We start from the raw sequence: 20,311 nt of genomic DNA, 5'->3' as shown, positions 1-20,311 counted from the left end.
GGAGTTTTGCATGAGCAAATGGTATTCGGCCGGCGCACTTGCGGGTGTGCTGGCAACGACGTGCATTGCAGAAACCACCTCGGAAGCGCGGTTCCGGGTGCTGCCGATGGTGGTGGCGGAAAATCCGGGCGCCTACACCTTCACCGTGGCGGAAGGCCCCGTGAATGCCCTGCTCAAGTGCGGCAACTTTGAGCCGATCTCGCTACGCACCAAATGGCACGCGCTGGCGGACTCGCCGAACGATATCCGGATCGACCGCAACATCATGAGCTACTACGACTCGAAGCACACGGGGTTTTATGACGGCGCGAAGGTGCGCATCTACCGCGTGCGCAACGGCAAGCTCATGAAGGTGCGCGAAGACCGTGTGAAGGAATATGTGGTCGAAGACTGGAACTACGGGGTCGAAGGCCTTTATGCCGGAAAGCTGGTAGCCCCCTCCGCCACCCAGGCTTCGACCCATATCGCCGAATGGTCGCGCAAGGGATGCGATGCCTGGTTCGCCGTTGTGGCAGTCAACAAGGACGGCAACCGTTCACCTGTATCGAACGCCGTTCGCATCCAAATTCCGGAAGATTATCCTTCAACGCCAACAACACCGCAAAACCGCATTGCTCCCCAGCGCATCCCCTGGAAGCCGGTCGGCGCAACCGTTCCGGGCGCCCCGTCCAACTTCCGCGCGCAGCTCAATCCGGCCACCGGCGAAATCCGCATGAAGTGGGATGCTGTCTCCGATCCAAACCTTATCGGCTACCAGATTGCCAAGACCGACTACAACCCGGCCACGCACCGCGGCAACCATATCTACCTCGAAACCTCCCCGGCGGATCCGGCCCAGCACATCAAGACCGACGATTTGATTTTCGTTGACCACGAAATCCTTGAGTTTGACCGCGACAAGATGATGAGCAACCGCGTGCTCGACGCCATCCCGGAACAGATCAAACAGCCCTACTTCAAGGATACGCCGACCCGCCGTTGGAAACTGGAGCCGCACAGCGCCGACGCGCCCGAGGAGCTGAAACACTCCGGCCGCACCTGCGTCCGCATCGAGGTGGAGGATTCCGAGGAGCTGGCGCTGCGCAAACACAACCATGCCGGCCTGAAGCAAAACTGGTATCCCGTGCTCGACCCCGAAAAGACATACGTGGTCGAATTCTGGGCAAAGCATGACGGCCTCGCAAAGCCGTCGGCGACCTTCCGTTTAGATGGGCCGCTGGAGGATAGTTTCCAACCGCTGGAATATCCGCTTTCCAATGATTGGAAAAAACATACCGGCGAATTCCGCGTGGCGGAAAAACTGCAGGGCGACGAAGCGGCGGGCGTCGGCCTGATGGCGCTGGCCTTCAATGGCCCCGGAACGATTTGGATCGATAACTGGCGCGTCTATGAAAAAGGCACGGCTTTCATGGACTATCCGGCGGAGGACTACGAAGCGCTCCGTGAATCGGGCATGTCGGCCTTCCGCTCCCACGCGCACATCAAAACCGAGCACGGCTACAGCATGGACGGCTTCACCAATCCGGCGGGCGGCATTGAATGGCGCGGAAAAAAGGCCAACAGCTTCAACACCCTGCCCAACCAGCTGGCCATCATGAAAAAGGCCGGGCTGGATCCATGGCTGCAGATTGAAATGTGCATGGATGAAACCGAGTGGCAGGGCTTCGTGGAATATATGTGCGCCCCGTTCGATCCCGCCAAGGATTCCGCCGATGCCAAACCATGGGCTTTCAAACGCCATCAGCAGGGTCAGGCCGCACCTTATCTCGATGAATTTGAGCGCATCATTTTCGAGGTCGGCAACGAAACATGGAACCCGATTTTCAAGCCATGGATCTTCAACGGCGTCACCCTGGTTGACGAAGCCTCAGGGCGGAAATATATCAACGGCGAAGTCTACGGCCTCTTCCAGGAATATGTGATCGACCTCTTCCGCAGCAGCCCGCACTGGTCGAAAACAGCGGAAGAGAAGTTTGAGTTTGTGCTGGGCGGCTGGGCATCGCAAACCGACACCAACGGCTACGGCCAGGCGGCGGCACGCTTCAGCCCCAGCTCGGAGCATGTGCTGATTGCCGCGTACAACGGCGGATGGGACGAGGGCGCCCCGCCCGCCAAACCGGGGCCGAAGGGTTATTCCGACGCGCTGGGAATTGCCGAGCGCGCGTCCATCCCGCGCGCGCTCACACTCAACTCCTCGATGAAAGCCGCCGGCGTTAAAGCCGCGCTCGGCACCTACGAAGGTGGCCCCGGCTACAACATAAATGGACTCAACGGCGTGGACATGACGATGGAGCAGGTCGAACAGGAAGCGCAGACGATGAAATCGCTCGCCGCCGGAACCGCCACGCTCGACGCCTTCCTCGCGCAAGGATTGCTCGGATTCAAGCTGCAGAACTTTTTCACGTTCGAGCGCAACCGCAACTATTGGACGAGCCACGCGCGCATGGAAAACGGCGGGCAGGCCTATCCCTCGTGGAAGCTGCTCTCGCTCTTCAACAACGAGGGAACCGGCGACTTCCTGATGGTGCAGTCGCTGACCGATCCGCTGGTTTCGGCCTATGCCACCAAAGACGGCAACCGCTGCAACCTGTTTGTGCTCTCGCGCAAGGTCGACGGCTACCCGGAGACCGACAGCGACGGCTTCAGCCCCGTTCAGATCCAGCTCCCCTTCCGCTCGGCAAAAGGCATCACGCTCTACCGCACCACCGGCATGCCGGCCGACCACAACCTCGATTCCGACAAAGTGAAGGTCGAACGCATTGAACTTGATGCCAAAACCTATTCCCCCAACTTATCTGTAAACGAAACGACCGGCGCGGATGCGCGCGGCCTGCCGCCCGCCTCGACCTTCCTCTACGTCTTTGAGGATGTCGAATGGCTCAAGTGGAGAGATGATGCGACCTTCGTAAACCTTGCCCCCGGACAGGTCGCCAAGACGCAGGCCGATCCGATCCGCTTCCGCGTGGCGCTACCGAGCGGCAACTTGCAGGAGCTTCAGGTGGCGGGCACATCGGGCGCCAACCGCACGGCGTCGGTTGAGCCGGTACCAGGAAGCTACGGCACGGTCTACGATGTAGCGGTCGACAACATGAGCGGCAGCGGCAGCGTTGCGCTCAAGTGCGGACGGCAGAGCGCCGTGGTGGAATACACCGTGCCCGAAGGCAAACAGATTCCCGTCGCCTCATGGGATTTCCAACCCTTGGAAAAAACCGACGTCTGGCTCCCGAAAGCGGAAACCCTGGCGGCCACCCGCTTCATGGGCGCCATCGAAAAACCCGTGCTCTCCTTCGGCGAAGGATTTCTGCCAACCGATAATCCCTACTATAACAACGACGGCCTCGCCGCCATGCCTAAGGAGTTCTGGAAGGAAACCACCGAGGCCGATGAAAAAGAATACATCGGCTTTACGATTCAGCCGCGCAAAAACATGGCGCTCGCGCTCGACCAGCTGAAGATCGGTCTCTGGAACTTCGGCAAAGAACCCCTGGAATTCGAGCTGCGCTACAGCATCGGCGGCCGCTTCCGCGAAATTGACATCCAACCCCATGACGAAATCAAGGGGCACACCTTTCACTCCGGCCAGGGCGTTCCGGCCATCGCCGACCTCAGCGGCATCAAGGAGCTGCAAAAGCTGAAGGAGCCCGTCGAATTCCGCCTCTACCTCTGGGGCAAGGATCCCCGCGGCATCGGCAAGCTCGAAGGCTCCGACCTCGTCGTGACGGGGCGGATGGCGAATTGAGGAGTAGCTCGCATATCCGATGCGAGTATCCCGGAAGAACGGAACACGGATCGGATATCCGTGCTACTTCGCAACCCCGAAGAGTTCGGTATCTTCCTCAACCTTGAGGTAGATGGTATAGCCGGCTTCATCGGAGACGGAATGGCTTAGGTTGGTGATGGTGTAGGCACCGTAGGGATTGTCGGCGTGTTCAACAGCCGTCCAGCTTCCATCGACGAGATTAGTGGTGGAGACCGGGTGCAAGGCCGACGTCTGGTTGGTGCCGGGGTGGACGGTCATTTTGAAGACGGGCAGGGTTTGCATGACGGCGTTCGAAATAATCTGGATGCCGCTGCTGTAGTAATCGACGAGCGCGTGATATTTGGGGGCGTTGGTTACCGGCTGCCCCGTGTATTCCATGGCCCCCCAGCTGTGTTGGAGGCCGGCGCTGCCGACGTGCACATAGTGGGCGAACGCGCCGGAGACATAGTCGTCGATGGCTTCGAGATAGTCGGTGTAGATGGAATGCATTTCGGGATCCTGGTTGACGACGTAGGAGCCGGAGGTGACGTGCTGCCCGCCTTCGTAGCAGATGAGTTCAATACCGGAGCCTTCGAGCAGTTGGGCGTGGGCGGCGCAACGTTGCGCAACGTTGGTGATGTCGTCCCGCAGTTGATCGAGGGCATCGGCGTCGTTGCCATCGACATCCTTCCCGAAATAGGGAGCGATGGCGTAGGCATCGACGGACACGCCGTTCGGATTGCACAGGGAGTTGGTCAGGCAGTAGAGATGGTGTTCGGCCACGGTTGCGTTGCCGGCCTGCCCCGCCAGCGTCTTGATCACGCGGGTGCTGTTGGCGCCGAAAACGGACTCGAACTGTTCGAAGTGGCGGATGCCCTGGTAGACGTGGTATGCCCAGCCCTGATAGTATTCATTGACCGGCTGCCCATTCTGCCCGGGAAGCCCAAGTGCAACGCCCATGGTTCTGCAATAGGGGTTTTGGGAGAATCCGCCGTTCCAGGTTTCGTTGGAATATTCAACGTAGACCTTCAGCTGCGCATCGAGCGGCGGGTTGTCGGGATCGGCCTGCGCCGAGGTGTAGGATACGCCGGAGGCATTGCTGCCGTACTTCACGAGGCGGGCAAGCTGCAGGGAATAGTCGAGCGTGGCCTGGTGCGGGATGCAGAGCCAGAGATCGGCGCGGTTGCGGTTGCAAAGGTCGATCATCCATTCGTAGGCGACCGGGTTCTGCGATGATGCGCTCTTGAGCGTGCGCTCGGAAAAGTTGACGCGGGTGGAATTATTGATCTCATCCCAGTCCATGAAACGCAGCACTTTGTAGAAGTCGGTCTCCGTGAGGAACTGCGGGTTCCAGGGATTATCGCCGCTCACGTTGTTCCAGCCATTGGCAAAAACATCGTTCCATTGGTGCCAGCTGATGTTCCAGAAGTTGGAACCGATCGGCATGCGGGCAACGGCGCCGGCAACAAGGCTCAGCATTGTGATGGCAAGCGCAACCCTTCTTGAAATGGGACAGGTTCTGTTCATTGCCCCGCACCATGCTAAATATATATAGCAAAGACAAGATTCAACTTGGTCTATTAATGGTTCTTCTTATTTCGGGATACCTTTCAACCCATGCCCTATTCGCATGGGAGCTAAATAGTTCCGCTTTTTTCTGGAAAGACTAAACCTGTTTAGCTATACAACTAGCAGAACTCGATGTATTTCACGATTTCAACCAAGGGCGGAGCAAATATATGAAAGGTAAACTAATCCTCGTTTCGGCAATGGCGGCTTCCATTGCATCGGCCACAATTATCCATAACACCCCGGCAATCAATGGGACATACGCTCTCGATGCCACAGGCAATACACCCTCTGCACTAAGTGGAGTCGGAATTTTCACCAATCCGAACACGGCGGATATCGGTACCGTTGCAAGGTATTATACCGGCACGATCAGCGCAGGTTACAACCCGGCATCCTGGCAGGCAGGCTTTAAACTGCAGCTTCTGAATAGTGGAAATGCGAATGTAATATCCATCGGGAACCAGCGAGGCGATAACAACTGGGGCTACTGGGTAGGAACAGCCGGCAACCAGGTAGATTTGTCTCAAACCGTTGCAGCTGGCGACCTGGACTACCAAATCAAAGTCTCCAACGAGGCATGGAACAAAGGAACCGTCGAAATATTCTTCGGTGCAAATGCAACCGCCGCTTCGGAAGGAACGGCGGATATTACGCTCAACGACCTCGTAATTTCCGGCATCTCATCCATTGCCGTGGACATCAACTATAATAGCGGAAGTGGCAACACCGCCACGGTTTCCAATTTCGCTGTCGGTGATGAATGGGTGGCCATCCCGGAACCGGCCACCATGGGTATGATCGGGCTGTTCGGTGGTGGAATCCTGTTCATCCGCAGAATCTTCATGGTTTAATCATTTGACCTGCGCCCGGAGATCGGGCGCTTTTTTTGATCGCCAGACTAAACTTATTTAGCTACAAAGGATCCACTAAGTTGAAACAGGAGAATTTTACCATGAAAACTATAGTCGCATTTGCCTTTATGCTCGTTGTTGCAGAGGTTACAGCAGCCCCCCTCTATAACATCCCTGCCATTAACGGGGAGTATACGATCGACGCTTCAGTCTCCATGACCAACGATCTTTCCGGTGTCGGGATATTCACCAACCCAAACAGCGCAGACGTCGGAACCGTTGGAACCTATTATGCCGGAACCATCCAGGCCAACTATGCTTTGTGGCAAGCCGGCTTCAAGATTTCCTTAATTGACGACGATGGAGTCGGTCTCGACGGTAACGTGGTCTCGCTCGGGAACCAGCGGGGTAATGCAAACTGGGGCTACTGGGTCGGTGCTGCCGGAACCCAGATCAATCTCACGCCCTTGGCTGGCGGCGACCTCGACTTTGTCATCAAGCTATCCAACGACGCATGGAACAAAGGCTTCGCCGAAATCTTCATCGGGGCGAACGCAACCAACGCAACAGAAGGCACGGCCGATGTGACCGTGAGCAATCTGGTTGTTTCCTTCACCGTGGATAAAATTCTGGTGGAACAGGAATACAATTCGGCGGGCGGTGCCGCCTCCATTACCAACTTTACGGTCAGCGATGAATGGGTTACTCCCTCAACCCCTGTAGACCCGGATCCCGAACCACCAACGAATCTCATAATTGTCGAATCAGGCGTTCAAACCATTCAGGTATATGAACTCATCGTAACGACCACCGATGCCCCGGGTGCCCCGCAAAACCTATACCCCATCAGCACCCAAAACGCTGCCAGCGGCCCCTGGACGGATGAACCCCACTCCGATAATCCCTATGGCCCGTTCGTGGTGACCAACCTCACCTATTCAGACCAGACCAGTGGCGACTATGTCTTCTATGTCCAGGGGGAAGGCGCAACGAAGACCTTCGGCCTCGACCTGAGATAACCCATTTAATCACAAGGAAACTGCCATGAAATCAATCTACACCATCGCTCTGGTTGCAAGCCTTTTCACAGCTGCCGCTGCCTCCGCAGAAATACTGGTTGACTACGGAACCGTGGCCACTCCCCCGGGCGCAACCTCGGTCTCCAACTCCGCGCCCGGAGTCACATACCTGACCACCAGCGATCTCACTGCATCGGCGGAACTCAGCGCAAACATAGTCAATCAGCGTTTCGTCCCACAGGGATGGACTCAGCCGACTCCGGCTTCCGCCCTTGCCTCCGGCGAATACATAACGTTCAACATAGGCATTGATCCAGAAAAGCAACTTAACCTCGCCACACTGGATATGTTTTTTTCCGTTCAAGCCGACCCCGAAAACACGCCTGACTGGGCGATCTACTCCAGTATCGACAGTTTTGCCAATCCGGTCGCATCCGGCACAGATCTTATTGGCGGAACATACATTTCTGCGAGCATCGATGTCAGCGGAACCGCCTTCGATACGGTTACGGGCAATCTCGAGTTTCGGATCTGCATGGCAGACGTGAAGAACGAATGGTTCTGGGCCGGCGTATCCAGCGATAACAACGACGCCGGATGGCCCAAACCTTCGGCCATCACATTGACAGGCACTGTTGAAGATAAGGTTGACCCGATAGTGCCGGAATTGATTGTTCCTGCCACAGTCGTCGATTCCACAAAAGTCTACAACATGGTGATCCAAACCGAAGATGGTTTCCCATCCACGCTCTACCCCGTAAGCAAAGCCAATCTAACAACTGATCCGTGGGGAAGCATCGCGCATTCAGCAAGTCCTTTCGGGCCGTTCATGGTTACCAACCTCGCCTACTCCACCATCGTAGACGGCGATTATTCAATCTATATCGAACTCCACGATGCCACGAAAAGGGCATTCTTCAACATTGAATATATCGACTAGGCGTAGAGCCTTGGTAGCTCGTATATCCGATACGAGTCTTCCCGCGTAAGGAAACGCGGATCGGATATCCGCGCTACGACTATGGAAACAGACCTCTTCATCTGGCACGAACCTTCAGGCTCCGGCCGCAACCGGTTTTGCCGCTTCCGACAGGAGTTTGAGCTGGATGCTGTTTCTGACTCGGCAACCATCAACCTCTTCGCCGACTCGCGCTACCGCCTATGGGTCAACGGCACATTCATCGGTTATGGCCCCGTCCGCTTCGTTCCTGCGCACCCCGAGTACGACACCTACGACCTTGCCCCCCATCTCACAGAGGGCGACAATACCATCCTGGTCGAAGTCACGTCCTTTGGCTCGAACACCTTTCAAAGCACGCGCGATAGCCGGGCAGGATTCATCGCATGGGGCGAGGTCGCCGGCATCGATCTCTCCACGCCCGGCAACTGGCAATGCAGTACATCCGATGCCTGGGACTCCGAAGCCCCGGCTTTCACGTTTGCCCTCGGGGCCGCCGAAATCCTCGATACACGGAAACAAGATTCAAACGAATGGCATCCGCCCTGCCCGGTCGGGAACCAGAAGCTTTGGGGCAAACGTGAGCCGCGCTCGGTGCCCTACCCATCACTTGAAAAACTAAAACCCGATGCGCTGACCGGCCCATACAATATCGCCAACGACGAACAGATCATCGGCTTCCGTCAATACGACCCTGCCTTCGACCTTGAGGCCGAAGAGCGCCGTTGGACGCGCTACGAATGCCAGATCCATTCCTCCGAAGAACAGACCGTGGAAATCGGCATTTTCTGGGGCAACCATTTCCTGAACGGGCAACCGCTCGAATGCCGCAACGATGAACGGCGCGGCAACCGTCAAAACACCACGCTTCATCTTTCCAAAGGCTGGAATCAACTGAACGGCGAAGTGGAACAACTCGAAGAAGTTTGGGGATTTTTCCTCGGCATTCCCCGCAACGCCGGCCTTACCGTCCGCGACCTGCGCCATACCGAGCTTCTGCCTTCCGCCGACAGTCATTCCAACGATTGGAAAACCGTTCCTATCGATGCTGAGCCGCAACTGCCTGCGCGGATACGCGCGTGGGATCTGCCCGTTGAAAAAGAAGAAACGGGCATTCAAAGCTGGGTCTATGAATTTAAAAACGAATTCGACGGCTTCGTGGTGGTGGAGGTCGATGCCCCGGAAGGTGCCATCCTCGACATTGGCTACGACGACTGGCTGCGCGATGATGGACTCATCAACCTCTATGGCACCAACCCGTTCGTTAACACCATCGACCGCTACATCCTCAAAGGCGGCACACAACGGATACAAGGATTTCATGTGCGCGGCGGGCACTACCTTCAACTAACGCTCACCGGCCAGGGCACCATCAACGACGTCCATGTGCTCAGCGCCAATCCCGAATTTCCAATGATTGGAAGTTTCGAGTGTTCCGACCCCATCCTTTCCAAGGTTTGGAACATGAGCGCCCGCACGCTGGAGGTTTCCACCGAGGATTCCTATTCCGACTGCCCGTGGCGCGAACGCGGAACCTACCTCGGCGACGGCTACGTCAACATCCACATGCACCGCATGCTTAACTGCGACACCCGCATACAAAACCGTTTCCTCCGCCTCTTCGCGCAATCGCAGTTTGGCAACGGCCAGATGCCCTCGTCCGCCCCGTCGTGGATGCAGACTTCACTGGAAGACTACACGCTCATCTGGATCCTCTGCCTGCACGATTACTGGGTCATGACGCAGGACTCCTCGCTGGTTGAGGAACTGTGGCCAACCGTGGAAACCATTCTCGCCAGCCCCGAATGGCAGGCAGACGAAACCGGGCTATGGAATGCCGATCATCTCAACCTCTTCATCGACTGGGGCGTGCTTCCCGGCGAACGCAGGGGCAAAGGCAACGCAGCGCTCAACGCCTTCCGCATCCGGGCATTGGAAAACGCCGCCGCGCTAGCGCCGGAAGATCGCGCTCGCGAATTACGTTCTGAAGCCCTGGTGGTGCGTGAAGCGTTTGTGAAAAACCTTTGGATCGAAGAGGAAGGCCGCTATGCACCGAGCCTTGGCGAAAGCACGACCGCCCTGCACGCCAACATCCTTGCGTTGCTGTTCAACATTGGCGACACGCGGAAAGTCTGCAGTTACGTAAAAGAACAACTCAATACAAACCTGACCAGAGAGAACGGACAGGCGGAATACTACTTTCTATTCTATGCCCTCGAAGCGCTCTATCAAAACGGGGAAGCCGCATTTGCGGAGCAACTCATCCGAGATCATTGGGGACTCATGCTCGAAAACGATTCCGGTACCCTTTGGGAATGCTTCAGCCGAGGCATGCGGCAGGTCGGCAGCCGTTGCCACTCCTGGGCGGGCGCTCCGCTCGTAACCGCCATCCGCCACACCCTCGGCGTCCGACAACGCGACCCGCTCAATCCCGACAAGCTGGTCATCGCCCCCAACGTCGAAACCATCGACTGGGCAAGAGGCACCTACCCCCACCCCAAAGGCGACATCCGCGTTGAGTGGAAAAAGGTGGATGGCAGGATTGAGATCTCACTAAGCGCTCCTAGAGGAATAGAAGTGGAATCCACACCCATCTAATACATTGCCAAACCGTGCTTTGACCATTTTAAGATCAATCGAAACCTGGTCTTGACTATTTTCAGATCCGCCGAATAATGGCGGACATGAAACGGATATATGAATCCATCATAACAGATCATTTCCAACGCAATGCGGAGATGCTGTTTATCTCAGGCGCAAGGCAGGTGGGCAAAACCACGACAACACGAGGATTTGCGACGGAGGGACTCTATCTGGATTGGGATGTGCAGGAAGACCGATCCGACATTATCCAAGGGCAAAGGCACTTGTCCGATCGTTTGGGAGCTTCGGTCGGCCAGACCATTGTTTTCGATGAGCTCCATAAATTTGCGGACTGGAAAAACTTCATCAAAGGATTCTACGACCTCCACCGGCCGCTTGCGTGGAAGACCATTGTTACCGGTAGCACCAGATTGGATACCTATCGCAAAGGCGGTGACAGCCTGCTGGGGCGCTACTTTCATCTTCAGATGTTTCCACTTTCCACCGCCGAGCTGGCGCGCACCGAGTTCTCTCCTCAGGATGTGCATTCGCCGGAAAAAATCGATGCCGAAGCATGGGAAGCCCTGCTGGAATTCGGGGGGTTTCCCCAACCACTTCTGAAAGCCGAAAAACGTTTTCATCGGCAATGGCGGCGTACCCGCCAAGATCGACTGTTCCAGGAAGACATACGCACATTGGGGGGTGCTTATGATTTGGCAAAGATCGAATTACTTGCCGAGCTCATCCTGCTAAACGCATCGAGCTCGCTCAACCACTCTTCCTATGCGAGAAGCGTTCGCGCCTCGGTGGAATCCATTCAGCGATGGATCACCTTGCTGCAACAATTGTCCTACTGCTTTACCATACGCCCCTGGACAAAGAACATCGCACGCTCTATCGCAAAGGAACCCAGACTCTACCTTGGCGATTGGTCTGCCATTGCCGACCCAGGCAAGCGCAATGAAAACTTCATTGCCTGTTCATTGCTCAAGGCCGTTGAAGGTTGGAACGATACTGGACTAGGCAGCTATTCCCTCCACTATGTACGCACCAAGGAAAAGCGGGAAGTCGATTTCCTGATCACGAAGGATAATGCAGCGTGGCTTCTCCTGGAGGCAAAAACATCTGAAACGGATTTATCTCCGCACCTTGATTATTTCCAGAAAATAACCGGAGCACCACACGCCTTGCAGGCCGTAATCAATCTTCCCTATCAGGATATCGACTGCTTCTCAGTCAAAGCTCCGGCCGTTGTGCCTGCGCAAACCCTGCTTTCCCAGCTACTATAGCCGCTCTGTCGCCGTCAGCTGATCGCGGAATAAGTTTCGCGAATGCGCTCCTCGCTGTTGAAGCGGAAGAGGAGACCGCCCCACGGCATAACCCACGACCAAAGCGGTCGCTGCTTCAGCAAGTCCGGCTCCGGTAGATGCCCAACTTCACCCAATGCGATCGGCTTACCGTCTGCCAGCTCCAGCAGATCCGTATAATGCGAGTCGCGGTAATCGTTGTGGTAAACATCCGTTGCCAGCACATCCACCACATCGCCACCCGGATAACAATCCGCATAAGCTCCGGCTTCATCACCCGGCGTATCGCGCGGTGCATTGGGATTCCACACCCAAAGAAGATTGTTGAGGTCGTGCACCTCGGTCAAGCGGACATAGAGTTGTCGCCACAAGCGGGAAAAGTCCGAGCGGTTCCCCCACCAGAACCAACCACCATTCATTTCATGATACGGTCGCCATAGAACAGGAACATCGGCCTGCTGCAGTTGTTTCAGATAAACGGCCATGCGATCCACCTGCTCTTCCCATTGGCGATGGAGCTTTGTGCCCGGTGTTAAAACTTCCTGCCACTTTTCTTCCGCGAAAGCTCCGTGCGACCAAAGGTCGGCATTGCCGCTCACATCGCCCTTGTCGGGCGTCGGGCAATGCCACATCAGCGTGATGAGACGTCCCGCCCGGTGCAATGCAATGCAGCGTTCCACCAGCGCCTGACGCGAGTCGCGCAAATCCACATCCAGAAACTGCGGAGGTGATTCCGGCGCGAATACCTTTTCGGGACGGTACTCCCATTGGTCAATCCCATGCCCAGGTTCGGTCAGGTTGGCCGGGCCGCAATGGTGAATGGCCTCCGGTTTTTCCCCGCAATAGGTAAAACTGAAATCGCCGCCGAAGATCGATGGCGACCGACCGACAAGTTCAGCAACCTGATCATTATACCGCGTTCCGCTACCGATATAATCGTGCTGTGCCGAAAGGATCGTCTTACCGCGCAAAGCATATAGTTTTTCCAGCAGTTCCCTCGCGGAATCCGATGCGTTCGGGTTTACCGGTTGGTGTTCCACTACATCACCGCAACAATTTCGTTTTCGTCTTTCAACAGATCACCGGGAATCAGGGTTCCGCTCAACTGCTCGCCGTTAAGCATGAGTTCCTTTACGCCCTTCTGCGCACCATTGGGATTGCGGACTTCAATGTTTAGCTTCCTTCCCCGGAACATGCGCTCGGCCTTGAAACCCGGCCATTCGGACGGGATGCAGGGATCAATTCGGAAGCCGTCATATTCCGACTTCAGGCCTAGTATGGCAGACGTCATAGCCACATGGTTCCAGACGGCGGATCCCGAAAGCCAGGAGAGCCGCCCGGCGCCATAGCGCGGACTGAACAGGCTGTGTGTACTCTGACAAACGACATAGGGCTCAACCTGCCGGATCTCGGCGCGGTCGTTATAACTGGCAGGCATCACGTTGCGCATATATTCCCAGGCACGGTCACCCATGCCCAGTTCGGCGGCGGCCATCACCGCCCAGCCCTGCGTATGATTAAACACCCCGCCGTTTTCCTTCATGCCCGGATTGAAGAGTCGGCCGAGGCACACCTCGGGATCTGTCTTCACATAGGGCGGAGTGCAAATCATCACGCCATAGTCGGTGGCCAATTGGTTGTGCATCGACTCCATCACCTGCGTCGCGCGGTCGCCCGTTGCATGCCCGCTGAGCACCGCCCAACTTTGCGGATTCATAAAGATCGAGCCTTCGTCGTTTTCGCGTGACCCGAACTTAAGACCGTCGTATCGGTAGGCGCGTAAATACCATTCTCCATCCCAGGCGTGCACCTCGATGTTTTTATCCAGGCTCGCCAGTTGCTCCCGCGCCCAACCGGCCTCGGCACCTTCCTCTAAACGTTCGGCAATCTCAACGTATTCGCGCAGGGCATATCGCAGCTGAAGGGCCACAAAGACCGTCTCGCCTTTTTCGCCCAACCGGATGCAGTCGTTCCAATCGGCATGCAGCCCACACGGCAGACCGTGCGCGCCGGAGCGTTCGAGGTTGAATTCAATGGCGCGGCGCAGATGCCCGAAGACCGAAGCCTCGCCCTGGTCGGCATAGGGCAGCACCTTGGTGTAGAAATCGAAGTCGCCCGTTTCCTTCACATAGGCCGGCACGGCATTGAAGAGCCATAGTGCATCGTCGGAGCGGTAGTGCGGCGGAGGCCCTTCGCTGCCCGGCGAGTGGGCAAACGGCTTCACCACCGGCATGGCACCACCGTTGGCATACTGCCCCGTCAGCATCAGCTCCAGACACTCCAGCGACTCCTCGGCAATCAGCGAAACCGAACCCACCAGATCCTGCAGCGTATCGCGGTAGCCCAGTCCATCGCGCTCGCCCGCATAAACCATGCTCGCAGCACGTGACCAATAAAAGGTCATCAGATTGTTGTACGGTGCCCAGACATTGAGCATCGAATTGAATCCGGCGTCGGGCGTCTCCACCTTCAGTTCGCCAAGGCGCGAATGCCAATGCTGCTTCACGCCAGCAAAGGCGTTTTCTATATCCATTGCGCGGGGCACTTCGTTCACACCAAAGCAAACAGAAAATGTTTGCTCCTCTCCGGGAGCCAGATCCAGATCAACCTGGAATGCCGCGCATGGCAGATCGCCCGCAGACAACGAGCCGCGACACGCCCCCTCCACCACGGCCTGCGGTGCGGCATAGGAGCCATGCGCACCGAGGAAGCATTCGAGATCCGTATCGAATCCGGCAACATCGGCTCCATCCAACGCAAAGAAGGTGTGACGCGCCTGGTCTTTATTTTCAAAATGTTCGGGATCGGTCGGCATGTTGATGTTGGAGCCGATATCGATCACTCCATCTTCATAAGCCGTGGCGGCAATGTACTGCGTGTATTGCAGGTTGGTGCCATCGTCTTCGGCGTTCCAATTGCATTGCGGTTCCACGAAGGGAAAAACACTGACAGAGCGGTCGGCATCGCCGGGATTGCGCACCGTGATTTTCCACACTTCGTGTGTCGCATTCGGCGGAACAAAATAGAGCACTTCGCTTTCCAATCCCTGGAAGCCGGACTTGATCTTCGTGTAGCCGGTGCCGTGGCGGCACTCGTAGTCGAATTCTTCGATGGGCGGAGCGCCGGGCATCCACGAATTGCTCCAATGTTTGAAAGTTTCGCGGTCGCGCAAATAGACATAGCGGCCGGGGAACGAGGATGGCGGACTGTTAAAACGGAAGCGGGTCAGACGCCCTTGCGCCGCCGATTTATAAAAGGTGTAACCCGCCGCGTTGTTTGTCACCAGCCCGCCGAATTCCGCGCTGCCGATATAGTTGCTCCACGGCTTGGGCGTATCGGGGCGGGTGATGACATATTCTTTGTTTTCGTCGTCAAAGTATCCGTATTGCATATTTCCCTCAGATTGTTTCTGCATTTCGCCGTAGCGCGGATATCCGATCCGCGTTAACTCGCATCGGATATGCGAGCTACTTGCCTTAAATCATCACATGCACTTCGTGCGTTCCGCCATCGATGCACGTCAGCAGATTTCCAACCATTGGAATACCGTCCACCCGGATCTCCACGGCGCCCTTGCAGCGCCCTGAGGTGTTGTCGAGTTTGATGTTGAACACCGTTCCGCGATAGGTGCGCTGGATGCCCGCGCTTTTAATGTGCTTCGGCAGGCACGGATCAATCAGCAGGCCGCCGTAGTGGCGGCGCGCGCCGAGGATCCATTCGACCATCAGCATCGTGAACCAACCGGAGGTGCCCGTGCGCCACGGATAACCCGACTTGCCCATGAACCCCGGCACCTGCACATAAAAGTTGTTGAAGGAAAACGGCTCGCACTCGGAATTCGAAACCGGGTTGAGCGGATTGTCCGGCGCAACCTTTTCAAAGGTGCGCCACGCCTCTTCGGCGCGCCCCATCATGCAGTCGGCCACGGCCTTGAATCCGGCGGCGTGGTTGTAGCACCCGCCGTTTTCGCCGGTGCCCGGCAGGCTGCCGGAGTTGCGGCCAACGCGCGGATCGTATTTCGAAAACCCCGGTGCGCAGACCTGGAAGCCGACCTCCTTTTCGCAATGCTCATCCACCGCCGCCATGCACAATTCCGCCCGCTCGTCTGAAGCAACGCCGGCCAGCACCGCCCAGCTCTGCGTGTTCATAAAGATCCGCCCTTCCTTGCCGGCTGCAGAACCGATGCGGTAGCCGTCGCCGCAGATCGTCCGGACATACCATTCGCCATCCCAGGCGACATCGTTCAGACGTGCGGCAAAGGTGTCGTAATAGCCCTGCGCCTCCCCGGCCACATCGGAATCGCCTCGTCGTTGCGCCAGTTCCACAAATTCCTTCATGCCGAAACAAAACTGCATCGTCACCATCACCGATTCGCGGTCGCCGGCTTCCTTCGTCGCTTCCAGCCCGTCATTCCAATCAGCATAGTGCTGGTCGCACAGGGCGTTTGCGCCGGTGTCGTTGGCGAGGTAGCGCATGGCGCGCAGCATATGATCCCACACTGTTCCCGTTTCATCGCTTCCAAGGTATGGAACCGTTTCATCCAGCAACGAGAAGTCGCCGCTCTCTTTGATGAGCCACGGTACCGTCAGGAAAATCCAGGCCGGCTGGTCGGAATAGAGCAGGTCGTTGAGCGGGCGGAAGCCGTGCGGCACGGAACCGTTGGCGTATTGCGAAGAGAGCGCCCGCAACAGGTTGCCCTTCGCCGCTTCATAGTCGCACAGCGCCAATGCGCAGTCGCATTGCAGGTTGTCACGGAAACCCGCCTTATTCAGCAGATAGGAATAGAGCTGTTTTTTGACAAAGGTGTTCAGCAACCCATCCCAGTTTTCGTTGCCGGTATCGACCGTAAACGCATTGGTGCGCTTGGCCTCGGCAGCCTCCTGCGCGGCACACCATCCATCGACGGTTTGCTCATTGGTTTGCTGAAGAATGCCCTTCACCTCGTCGAGCGAGGACGTTTGCCCCAACAGGAAATCGGCGCGCCCTTTGGCTCCGGCGGGGATCTTTATCTTCACCTGCACAACGCCCGCACAGTCGGGGCCCATGCCCGGTTTGTTATCGGCATCCCAGCCCCACAGAATTTTCGGCGTGCCGAGGGAAAAATCGGAGCGGGTGAAATAGTCGCGGTAGCCGCTGGCACCATGGTAGTGGTTAAGCGCAACCACATAGCCTTTGTAGCGGCCGGTCGGCACATCCGCATGGCGATTCACCACCAGAACGCCGTTGATCTCCGGTTCGATAAAGGAGAGGTTGTCTTTCCAAACCGTGTTGCTTTCGGAATCGCAGCCATTGAGCTGAAACATCGCATACATGAAGACGGAAACCTCGCGCTCTTCAGCGGTCGCATTCTCAACCCAAACCGTGCGCACTTCCATCGGATGGTCGAGCGGAACGAAGACGCGCTGTTCCACCTTGAGGCCGATGCACTCGCCGGTCGTGATGGTCTTGGCCGGATAGTATTTGGTAACGACGTTATCGACCTGCTGCGGTGCGGGTTCGCCACCGGGACAGAAAACGGTGCCGGATTTCTCGTCGCGGATGTAGCAATATTTGTGATCCCAATCGACGAGCACGCAGGTATTGCCCGCGTGGTCTCGGCAGACGGTGCGCCCGTCGCCGATGTTGGTGATCTCGGAATAGATTTCGTTATCGCCGATTAGGTTGTAGTGAAGGTTGATCCACTTGCGCGGCGGCGGAGCGGTCAGCTCAAAGCACCCCTCTTCCGGGATGAAGCGGCCATACTGTTCGATGGAAGTCATAATCGGTTCCCTTGAATATCGAATACCGAACAAGGAATTTCGAATTTCGAAATAAGAATCTTCATCATTCTGCGGTTCCCTGTTCGATATTCTGCGGTTCTATTCTCCGTTCCATGCCGGACGGGATGGTGCCGTCGGTGTGCGGGACGCCAGTGTAAAAATGGTAGTTGCGGTTAATGTTGTGGTGCGCCATGGGAACCATGCCCTTTTCGACCGACATACCATGCTCGATCACCCTGAAACTGGAGTATGGAATCCCGCGCAGTCCCTCCTGCGACAACAGCCCATCCCATGAAAGGCCTTCATGCCCCCAGAGCCCTTCGCCATAGAGCGAAGCACCATCGGCGACATCGACCAGCACCAATCCATATTCCTGCATCGCCCGCGCCACCACTTTTTCGGACTCCCCCAGCCCGAGCGAATCGAGGTCAAGAGAAGGATCGAGCTGCAGCACTGCACCTTCCGGGATCCCGCCCGGCGTTCCGCCATCCGTCCAAACCGCCGGAGGGAACACATGTTCCAGCAACCCGGCGCAATCGCTGGCAAAGGCCAGCTTGTGCTCGATGCGACCGGCCAGAATTTCGTGATGCATGATCAGGCCGGCAATGATCGGGACGCCGGATGCGCGTGAGGGGCCATAAAGATGGATGCTCTCCCCATTGTGGATTTTGAACTGCGTTGGATTAAACACGCCCGATCCGTAGAGGTCGTATTTCATGCCGGTGCACGACCACCAGGTTCCGTCGTCTTTTTTCTGTGCCGCCCACATGTCCCACGCCATACCCCGCTCGCGGTCGATCACTGCAATGTGCGCATCGTTGGAGCAGTCCGGCTCCGCCTCGGGCGGAATCGGAACCGCCTCGCCGAACCCTTCGCCGTGACCAACAGGATGGCCGTCGCTGATATAGGGTTTGGAATTGAGAAAAAAATATTCATAGCCCGACTCGAAATGGGGCAGCCGCTTTTCGATGGAACAAACAGGCGTATCCGCCGTCGCTTCGTAGACGGGCACCGTCCATTCGTTCAGGTTGAGATAGAAACCGCTGTTTCCATCCACCTTTTCCAGCAACGCAATCCACTCCCCGCTTCGGGGATGGATTTTTGCCTCCCCGCCCACCTTCTGGTTCCAAAAACTATCGTCCGAAAAGAATCTTTTATTCATGGCAAAACGCTAGCAACCAACGGCTCGCGCCTCAAGCTAAATATGTTTAGTTCGTTAAAGTGGCGCGGATATCCGATCCGCGTTTCCTGATAAGCGAGCTACAGGGTCAGCGAGCCTTAGCGGTTGTTTTTCCAACGATGAGTTCCGAAGGAACCTGCGCAACATGACCGCGGAGCGCTTTGAACACCTTGTCCTTGCCGACCATGCTCAGCGCCAGCTCGCAGGCCACCTCGCCCATCTCTTCGAGCATATGGCTGATGACGGTCATGCGGGGGTAGGTGCTCTGGGCGTAGATGTTGTCGAAGCCGATAATCGAGACGTCGGCGGGCACGCGGAGTCCTACATCCTGCAAGGCCGCCTGCACTCCGATCGCAACCAAATCGTTCCGACAAATGATCGCCGTGGGCGGATGGTCGGAATCGAGCTGGGCTGCATAGTTTATTCGGCACAGGTCGATGTAGCTTGAAACCTCGGTTTCCCTGCCGAGCGTTTTCGACCAAATGTTTCCGATGGAAAACGACAATCCGGCCTGCTCCGCCAAGCCCTTGAGCAGGTTGCCGCGAACCGGTGTTTCGTCGCTGCCGTGGACGGCGACATAGTGGATGGAAGCATGTCCGAGTTCTTTGAGATGATCCACCGCCGTCTGGAGGCCGGGCATCGGATCGAGCTGAACGCTCGGATGCTCCGTCACCTGGTCGGGCGACAGAAAGACGATGGGCATTTTTTTGTAGCCCGGCCGATCCTTCAGGAAATAGGTCATGAAACCTGGCGCAACCAGCGCATCGACCTGGCACTTGCGCACGCTTTCGAACGCGCGCAGGGCGGTGTCCTTCGGGGTGTCGCTGCCGATCATGAGCACATCGCATTTATCTTCGCGCGCCCGGAGGTCGACGCCGGTGAGCATGCCTTGCCAAAAGCCGACAAGATATCGGTTGGGATCCTGCAGGACGATCGGAAAACCCAAAACGTCCGACCGGCCGCGCTTGAAGGTGCGGGCGTGGTAGTTGGGGCGATAGTCCAGGGCATCGGCGGCCTCCATCACCCGCTGCGCAGCCGTTTCACTGATCCGAAATTCGGCGGCTTTGCCGCTCAGTACAAAACTGGCGGTGGTCACACTGACTTCGGCGCGCTTCGCGACATCCTTGATATTGGCCATAACGAACTCCCTTCCAACCCCAAAACGCCAGACTGTACCTATTTAGCTATAGCTTCCGCAAGCCTGAGCGGTGAGATAGGCGCGCTCCAGCACATCGAGCGAAGTGTCGGGCTGCACCGTGTGGCTTGAGCCTCGCCGTTACGTTGGCTTTGGGAGATTTCCCTGCGGTTCTCAAAATGCATTCTGAGACCAGCGGGAATGGACA

At 56.8% G+C, this 20,311-nt stretch carries 12 protein-coding genes; 6 read left to right on the top strand and 6 right to left on the bottom strand.

What is annotated here, in order from left to right:
* The first annotated feature begins 10 nt into the window (after window positions 1–10).
* Window positions 11–3,739 carry a carbohydrate binding domain-containing protein gene (locus E9954_RS28595; RefSeq protein ID WP_136082711.1) on the top strand — a complete coding sequence of 1,243 codons (3,729 nt, stop codon included), beginning with the start codon at window positions 11–13 and terminating at the stop codon, window positions 3,737–3,739.
* A 63-nt stretch (window positions 3,740–3,802) separates the two neighbouring features.
* Here the strand turns inward: E9954_RS28595 and E9954_RS28590 are convergent, their stop codons facing one another.
* Window positions 3,803–5,266: a hypothetical protein gene (locus tag E9954_RS28590; RefSeq protein ID WP_136082710.1), complete on the bottom strand. Its 1,464-nt coding sequence runs from the start codon at window positions 5,264–5,266 to the stop codon at window positions 3,803–3,805.
* A gap of 212 nt (window positions 5,267–5,478) precedes the next feature.
* On the opposite strand from E9954_RS28590, the gene E9954_RS28585 reads away from it, so the two are divergent.
* The 5 genes from E9954_RS28585 (at window position 5,479) to E9954_RS28565 (ending at window position 12,011) form a co-directional block, all read left to right on the top strand.
* On the top strand, window positions 5,479–6,162 hold the full coding sequence (locus E9954_RS28585) for a PEP-CTERM sorting domain-containing protein (protein ID WP_136082709.1): 684 nt from the start codon (window positions 5,479–5,481) through the stop codon (window positions 6,160–6,162).
* Between the two features lie 101 nt (window positions 6,163–6,263).
* Window positions 6,264–7,181, top strand: a complete 918-nt coding sequence (locus E9954_RS28580) for a hypothetical protein (RefSeq protein ID WP_136082708.1) — start codon at window positions 6,264–6,266, stop codon at window positions 7,179–7,181.
* Window positions 7,182–7,206: 25 nt separating this feature from the next.
* Entirely contained in the window at window positions 7,207–8,121 is a 915-nt protein-coding gene (locus E9954_RS28575) for a hypothetical protein (protein ID WP_136082707.1), read from the top strand.
* An 81-nt stretch (window positions 8,122–8,202) separates the two neighbouring features.
* Window positions 8,203–10,737: an alpha-L-rhamnosidase-related protein gene (locus tag E9954_RS28570; protein ID WP_136082706.1), complete on the top strand. Its 2,535-nt coding sequence runs from the start codon at window positions 8,203–8,205 to the stop codon at window positions 10,735–10,737.
* Between the two features lie 86 nt (window positions 10,738–10,823).
* Window positions 10,824–12,011 carry an ATP-binding protein gene (locus tag E9954_RS28565; protein WP_168442666.1) on the top strand — a complete coding sequence of 396 codons (1,188 nt, stop codon included), beginning with the start codon at window positions 10,824–10,826 and terminating at the stop codon, window positions 12,009–12,011.
* 14 nt (window positions 12,012–12,025) lie between these two features.
* On the opposite strand, the gene E9954_RS28560 is transcribed toward E9954_RS28565, so the two are convergent.
* The 5 genes from E9954_RS28560 to E9954_RS28540 all read right to left on the bottom strand — a co-directional run bounded on the left by E9954_RS28560 (window position 12,026) and on the right by E9954_RS28540 (window position 20,106).
* The gene (locus E9954_RS28560) at window positions 12,026–13,069 is read right to left on the bottom strand and encodes a glycoside hydrolase family 26 protein (protein ID WP_136082704.1); all 1,044 of its coding nucleotides are present in this window, start codon (window positions 13,067–13,069) and stop codon (window positions 12,026–12,028) included.
* A complete protein-coding gene (locus tag E9954_RS28555) occupies window positions 13,069–15,420 on the bottom strand; it encodes a GH36-type glycosyl hydrolase domain-containing protein (protein WP_136082703.1) in 2,352 nt (783 codons plus the stop codon). The genes E9954_RS28560 and E9954_RS28555 overlap by 1 nt, the downstream gene beginning before the upstream one ends.
* An 85-nt stretch (window positions 15,421–15,505) precedes the next feature.
* Window positions 15,506–17,788, bottom strand: a complete 2,283-nt coding sequence (locus E9954_RS28550) for a GH36-type glycosyl hydrolase domain-containing protein (RefSeq protein ID WP_136082702.1) — start codon at window positions 17,786–17,788, stop codon at window positions 15,506–15,508.
* Between the two features lie 64 nt (window positions 17,789–17,852).
* The gene (locus E9954_RS28545; RefSeq protein ID WP_136082701.1) at window positions 17,853–18,950 is read right to left on the bottom strand and encodes a hypothetical protein; all 1,098 of its coding nucleotides are present in this window, start codon (window positions 18,948–18,950) and stop codon (window positions 17,853–17,855) included.
* A gap of 106 nt (window positions 18,951–19,056) precedes the next feature.
* Window positions 19,057–20,106, bottom strand: a complete 1,050-nt coding sequence (locus tag E9954_RS28540; RefSeq protein WP_136082700.1) for a LacI family DNA-binding transcriptional regulator — start codon at window positions 20,104–20,106, stop codon at window positions 19,057–19,059.
* Window positions 20,107–20,311 lie beyond the last annotated feature (205 nt).

It is taken from the genome of Pontiella desulfatans (genome assembly GCF_900890425.1).
GTDB classification, from domain to species: Bacteria; Verrucomicrobiota; Kiritimatiellia; order Kiritimatiellales; family Pontiellaceae; genus Pontiella; species Pontiella desulfatans.
Note: the sequence above shows the minus strand (reverse complement) of the source record. Positions and strands in the feature narration are given on the sequence as shown.